The organism is Trichocoleus sp. FACHB-262 (assembly GCF_014696035.1).
Lineage (GTDB): Bacteria > Cyanobacteriota > Cyanobacteriia > FACHB-46 > FACHB-46 > Trichocoleus.
The window spans coordinates 23,769-30,154 of record NZ_JACJPK010000089.1 but is presented as its reverse complement, the minus strand read 5'-3'; the positions used below and the strand labels follow the sequence as shown (position 1 = coordinate 30,154).

Annotated in this window: 5 protein-coding genes; all 5 read right to left on the bottom strand. The window is 49.3% G+C overall.

The genetic code is table 11. From position 1 onward, the window contains the following. Positions 1–264: 264 nt before the first annotated feature. On the bottom strand, positions 265–1,185 hold the full coding sequence (locus H6F68_RS20510) for a ParB/RepB/Spo0J family partition protein (protein ID WP_190561870.1): 921 nt from the start codon (positions 1,183–1,185) through the stop codon (positions 265–267). Next, on the bottom strand, positions 1,185–1,937 hold the full coding sequence (locus H6F68_RS20505; protein ID WP_190561868.1) for an AAA family ATPase: 753 nt from the start codon (positions 1,935–1,937) through the stop codon (positions 1,185–1,187). The genes H6F68_RS20510 and H6F68_RS20505 overlap by 1 nt, the downstream gene beginning before the upstream one ends. Before the next feature lie 287 nt (positions 1,938–2,224). Further along, on the bottom strand, positions 2,225–4,732 hold the full coding sequence (locus H6F68_RS20500; protein WP_190561866.1) for a hypothetical protein: 2,508 nt from the start codon (positions 4,730–4,732) through the stop codon (positions 2,225–2,227). Between the two features lie 14 nt (positions 4,733–4,746). Further along, entirely contained in the window at positions 4,747–5,397 is a 651-nt protein-coding gene (locus H6F68_RS20495; protein WP_190561864.1) for a hypothetical protein, read from the bottom strand. Between the two features lie 130 nt (positions 5,398–5,527). Beyond that, positions 5,528–6,334: a hypothetical protein gene (locus H6F68_RS20490; RefSeq protein WP_190561862.1), complete on the bottom strand. Its 807-nt coding sequence runs from the start codon at positions 6,332–6,334 to the stop codon at positions 5,528–5,530. Positions 6,335–6,386: the final 52 nt, after the last annotated feature.

The following is a 6,386-nucleotide window of genomic DNA, read 5'->3' as shown; positions in this document are numbered from 1 at the left end:
GAGCAGTTAAAAGTGCGATTGGAGGCACTGACGGATGAAGTCGTGGCATCGATTACGGGACGGCAATCTATCTTGGATGCTCTATCTGTCGCCAGAATTTAGAGAATTGGTATTACGCGAAAGATAGAAAGCAACCAAAGCTGTTGAGTCTATTCCGCCACTTAACAAGACTTGAACTTCAGATAGTTTCTGCATAAAGCTCCTCATCCTTATTTGAAGGAGCTGAACAGGTTGTAGGCTGACATTATAGAACTTGCTTAAAGATTATTTTCCGTCTAGCAAGGATTCAATCTCCGTCATTAACTTCTTGAGCCGATTTTGCTTCTTGCTGTCATTCCAAACATCAGACTTTTTCAACTTTCCATATATTCTGTCGAAGTCATCTCTCAAGGTAGGAGATTGACCGCTATCACTGGTTTGTCCTCCTGCAGTAATCTCAGCACGAATTTGTGTAAGAGAAAGTCCTTCATCAATCGTCCGCTTTAAGAGTGCCTGCCGCTGTTCAGGATCCTTAACTTTGGCGATCGTCTTCGCTTTCGTATACTCGATCTGCCCTTGACGGAGGGAATCGAGGATGTCAGGAGGAAGATTTAATAGCGGAAGGCGGGTGGTACGAAAGGTTTCAGGAGTTATATCAGCAATGCTAGAGAGCACTTCGCCAACTTGCTCAATTTGACGTGAAACGTTTCCCGTCAACTCCTGCCCTCGTTTTTTTGCATTGGCAACCTGGTTTAGAAGAGCGGTCACTTCCTCCTTACTGAGGTTCAACTCAATAGAGAAGAGATTTAGAATAGCCTCTGTTTCTTCAATAGGGTTGAGGTCTTCCCGTTGCAGGTTCTCTACAAGAGCGATGCGGATAGCATCTTGGTCATTCAAATCTCGGCTAACAATGGGAATTGTATCTAGCCCCACCTCTTTTGCAGCTCTGTATCGTCTTTCTCCAGCAACAAGCTCGTATTCCCCATTGGCCAATGGGCGTACTAGCAGCGGCTCAATAATGCCGTACTCACGCACTGATTCCACCAGTTCACGCATCTTCGCTGAGTCAAAGTACTTGCGAGGCTGATCCTTTGGTAGGCGAATTTTACCGACAGGCACCTCAGTAGAAGGTTCATTGCCCAGTTCCTCTAGCAAGCCACCCACGTTTCGCATCTGGTAGGGTTGTGCTGTTCGTTTTCTTGCCATTACAACTCTTCTACCCCTTGAGCAATGATATCCAGAATTGCGATTGCAGGATGCTTAGGTGCAAAAAGGGCAAGTGGAAGGTGTTCCTGGGATGCATCAGCAAACGCAATAGAGCGAGGAATAGGAGGATATATCTTACCTACTTGAGATAGCTGATCTTCGATTGTCTGGAGGCTCATCTTAGCTTGAACTGTTTGTGCTTCGTGCATTGTAGGAACGATCCCAGCGATCTTCAAGGATTTGTTAGCACGAGCACGCACACGAGAAACTGTATCCAGCAATAGGTCCGTTCCAACCAATGCTTTGTAGTGCGTTTGAATGGGAATCAACGTATGAGTAGCCGCAACAAGGCTCAGGTAGCTGAGAATTCCAAGGCTAGGTGGGCAGTCGATCAGGATGAAATCATAGGAATCCAGGAACGGAGCTAAAGCTTCCTTTAAACGGAGATCTCGCATATCTGCTACAACTAATTCCAACTCAGCTGCACTAAGCCTCAAATTAGCTGGAGCCAGATCCATTCTATGTATACCTTTGTAGATTGGCATCTCCTCGCTCAAAACCACAGCATTATAAATAGTACGAGACAGGTTATATACGTCCAATCCCATAAACGTAGTCAAAGAGGCTTGAGGATCCATATCGGCCAGTAGCACTCGACGATTTCTCTGAGCCAACTGATAGCCCAAATTCATCGTCAAACTGGTCTTGGCAACCCCTCCCGCTTGATTGAATAGTGCGATAACTTTTACCACTAGCAGGCTCCACATCTACATTCAAAAGTTTAGGGGACTCTGGCAGCTCACATGTGTAAGTTTTTTGTGGAGAGCGGTTTTACTAGGGTTACAGCTTTTGCTTCTAATAGAGGTGAGTGGCTGAAACATTGAAAGTGCATTTCATAATTGAGAATTTTGTCAATTGAGCGTCAACTTCCCTACAAACCTATACGTGTGAGGACTCTGGCAGGGCAAGAGTAGACGTTTTCAATATCTAGGCGATCGCTTCCCTTGCAGCGTAATTCAAACGCAAGTCTTGGCATGTTCTAATCCAAGTTCAGCAATTGTTTGAGTGGTACTGTAAAAGTTTTCTTACTGCATTTTGGGTTCTTGCAGAAGTATCGTTGTTTACCTGCCTCTGGCTTGCCTTTGCGATCGCTGGACTCCATTCCACATTCTGGACAGACCCCCACATGGGGCGATTCCACCGGAATTCCTGGAATCGTGGAATTGCTTACTGTGCTTTGACTCTGGTTTACCGTATTAGAGACAGCTTGGAATAAATTGGACCCTGTTCCAGACAAAATTCCATCTGCTTCTCTACGTACTTCCAAGTAGGTTTCCAAGTCAAACTCAGCACTATCAAAACTGGGTAGCAAAAATAGTTTGGGAGAAATGGGATCAGCCACTAAGGCAATTCGCAATCGCTTAGCTTCATCCCCGATGGCGGCGTTTTCTTTCTCAATCACTTCTCGAATCGCATCCACATTCGCCAGCAGCGATTTTAAGCGATCGCTACTGTAATAGTCAGAGCCATACTCTTCTGCCCAGGCTCTAATCTTCGCCGCTTCCAGAATGATCTCAGTTGATTTTTTGCGGTCGTCATTAGTCCAGCCTCTAAGCACTCTAGTATTCACGGACTGCCCAGCAAAGATCCACCCAATGTTGGCGTGACCGCCATCGTTGAAGATGGAGCGCATTTTGCTCGCAGATCCTTCTGCCGAAAAGTCCAGCGTGTTGTCGGCTTCATCAATCACCCAAAGCTGAAAGAAGTTATCCACAAACTCGCCCTTGGTAGGATCACGGCGCATTTGATAGTCCTGGTAAATCTGAGCGATCGCCTTTTTACACTGCTCATCAGTGCGAGCAAACAAAAAGGGTTCTAGCGGGTAACGCCCTTTATCCTTCTGAGAGAAATCGGCATTGGGGTAAGACACACCCACTAGCAGCTTCGACATTTTCATGCCATTGGGAACGTTGCCTTTGCGTCCCCCGATCTTGAGGAAATGGGCTACCATGACTGCCATTAACGGGGTTTTGCCTCTCCCTTTGTCGCCAATAATTCGGTAGCTAATCGGGTTGCTGCTGAGGTACTTGAGGAAGTCTTGAGCGGAGCCAATGGTCTTTAGAACTGCACTAGTATCCACTGGCGGTTTTTGCGACAGTTGCAGCCAAATCGACATTAACCCAGACTCTGGGTCGTATTTGAATTCGGGTGGTTTTTCGTTGTGGCAACGTGTAATCTGGGTCAGCTTCTCGGCGTGTTCATTCAACTCTGAGGTCAAAATCAACCGAGGGTTGCGATCGCTGTGGAAGTAGAGCGTGGCTTCGTGCTTGCAGTACTCACTCCCAGCGCGGTCTAGGAGAATGCCATGCAGCCAGAAATATTCAATGATTTGATTCCCCATCCGCAGGTCATCTCGGGTGGCAGGGCTGAAAGTCTGCGGCCTTCGTAGCTGGTCTACCTGTTCTCTGAGGTTGGCAATTTCACGGGTGGCTCGGTCAAGCTGCTGAAGCAGCTTTTGCATGTAGGCATCGGTATCGCCGTTCAACTCAACTTCCAGGGCTTCCACCTGTTGAGCCAGAGAACTGAGCACTTCATCCTTTTTGACTTGAAACTCGCTCAAAATTGCTTCATGCTGACTTCTGGGAATGAAGTCCTGCTGGAATCGCGTTAATCCTTGCTGCAATTCATCAAGTTCAACCTGTTTCTCAGCCAGTTGCGACTGGTAGTGCAGCTTGTCCCCAGTGTTGATCACGTTGCGATACTTCACCTTAAGGGCAGAAAGCTCCTCGAACTCCTGCTGTAGGAGCCTCAGCGCTTCATCGACAAACGCTTTGAGGTCACTAGAGGGGGAGAGGTTTGTGATGTGGTTGAGGTGGTCCGTAGCCACGTGCTTCACTTCAGCAGCCAAGCGTTTTAGCTGCGGCACCAAATCCGTTCGTTGGCCAGTGGTTGCTTCAATGGAACTCAGCAGGCGATCGCGGTACTCGACCACTGCTGCTGCCATCGTCGTTTTGACCCCAACTGCTAAAGCTTCAATGGAAGTCTGAGCTTGCTGGCGATCGCGCTCTTGCTGCATGGTGAGGCTTTGAAGGCGTTGCTGCCAAGCTTCAAGGTTTGATTCTAAAAGCGCAATGTGGCTGTTGAGCTCTCCATTTTCAGAGCGCAGCTCAAATAAAGCAGTCTGAGCTTGTACCAGTTGCAGCTTCAGGGCTTCTCCATGTCTCTGCTGGTGTCCCCAGAAGGCTTTCCACTCCTCCAGCTTGTGGGCGAGTTCGCTCACCTGAGCTTCTGACAGCTCCAGGGCATTGTCCTGGCGGCTGAGCTCTTTGTCCATCGCATTCAAGGCACATTCCGCGTAGAGCTGGGCGATCGCGCTGTTGGCTCCCACAGTACTCACACCTGCCATCAGTGCGGCAATAGAGAGATTGCGGGTGAAGGGAGACTCACTGAAACAGCCGAACAGCCCCAACACAGCAATTGAACCTGCCGCAATATCAGCAATCAGCTTCGGCTGTTTCAGTTGTTGTAGGAGTTTGGCTCGTTCCATTGCTGCCTCCTCCCTTAAACAGTGGCGTTCGCCAGTTGACGAATGTCGGCATCAAGCTTGGCATTCGCTTCAAACACCGATTGCTTCAGGTCAGCGATTCGACTGGCTTTGAGCACCTTTTTCTGTTCCCATTCCTCCCGAATCAGGGGCGTCATCTCCACCATGCCGTCTAAAACCGCTTGCTCTTGAATCAAACGCTCTTGAGCTTGGCTCCACTTGGTTTGAGCGGTATCAAGGTTCGTTCGGGCAGTTTGATAGTTGATGAATTTAGTGTGGTTATTGACTTTGGTGGTGCCATAGTCAATCACGGTGCCCACAAACTTCTGGAAGGCCACACCTGTGCCAGCGGCATCCTGGTTCAAAGCAATGTTGGCTTGAGCCACTCTGAGCGTTTGCCGCTTTTCTTCGATTGAGGCACAAGCGACATCTGCCTCCGCTTTGGAGGTACGCGGCAAGGGGGAAGAGTCGCTGAACAAGTCTGAGGCAAAGTGGTCATTGGGATTAAATTCGGGAAAGTTCAAACCGTGGTCCACTTCACCGAGGTTGAAATTAGCTACGGTTCTGTGACCGCCACCCGTGAGGGGCGAAAGGATAGCCTCTAGCGGGTCGGAACTAGCGCTATTTTTGGCGGAACGGGAACGAGATTTGCGTGAAGAGTTTGCCATTGGTCATCTCCTGGGATCAGAGGTTGAGTTAATCGAGCATTTTGAGGTGCTGACAATGAGGCTTTAGGGGGTAGGCGATCGCGGAGGTGGAAGTTCAACAGTGGAGCGATGAAGGTCGTTATCCCACTGCCTACCTCCAGTAGCTTTGAGGGCTGTAATGAGAGGCAGGATCGGGCGCATGACGAACTGCGCTGCTCACGAGTAACCAACTCCCGAAACCCGCCATCCCAATCATTCCTGCTGCCACCAACGAGAAGGCAAAGATGTCTTGTTGGTCCACCCAAGTATTCCATTTCCGCCACAAGTTAACCGTGACCTGCACGTCCGGCGTTTTTGGCTGCTGTGTCATTAACCGCTGAGCTTGGAAGATTTGTTCACTGGCAACCCGCTGGGCTTGAAAAATGAGAGCAGCTGTATCCTGCGAGTTCTGGTACATCTCGGAAGCCGTAGTGGTGGAGGGAGCGATCCCAGGCTCAACTCCCCAGGAAGTTGGGGGCTGAAGATACTGGGCGAGCTCATAAGCGGGATCAGCAGGGGTCAGCAGGTCATCTGGAGTCAGCTCAGACTCAAAGGTGGTTTGAGGCACAGGCTCTGCGTATAGCGCAGTCGAAACGCTAGGAGAGTGGTAAAGGAAGTTGGGGGGCGCTTTGACCATTGCTCCACCTTGGCAGTGCTGCATTAGAGCTTGCTTAAAGGCTTGAGCCTGCGGCGTTGCGACTAAATCAGCCAGCAACAGCAATCCAGCCAAGGAGTAAAAAACGCGATCAATGTGATCAGTGCCTCTAATCTTGAACCAGTGCTGATTCTCGACCAGCTTGGGACGATGCTTATTTAATTGGTATTCATTGGGGACTCGAAAGGCGGCCACGGCAACTCGATGGGGAAATAAGTAGCCCATCTGGGAATGGTGAATGAGTTGTTGTAGATACTCTTGCATGGTTGAAAGCCTCCAGTAGCAGGAATTTGAGCAGGTAGTCACCCGTTTGGGT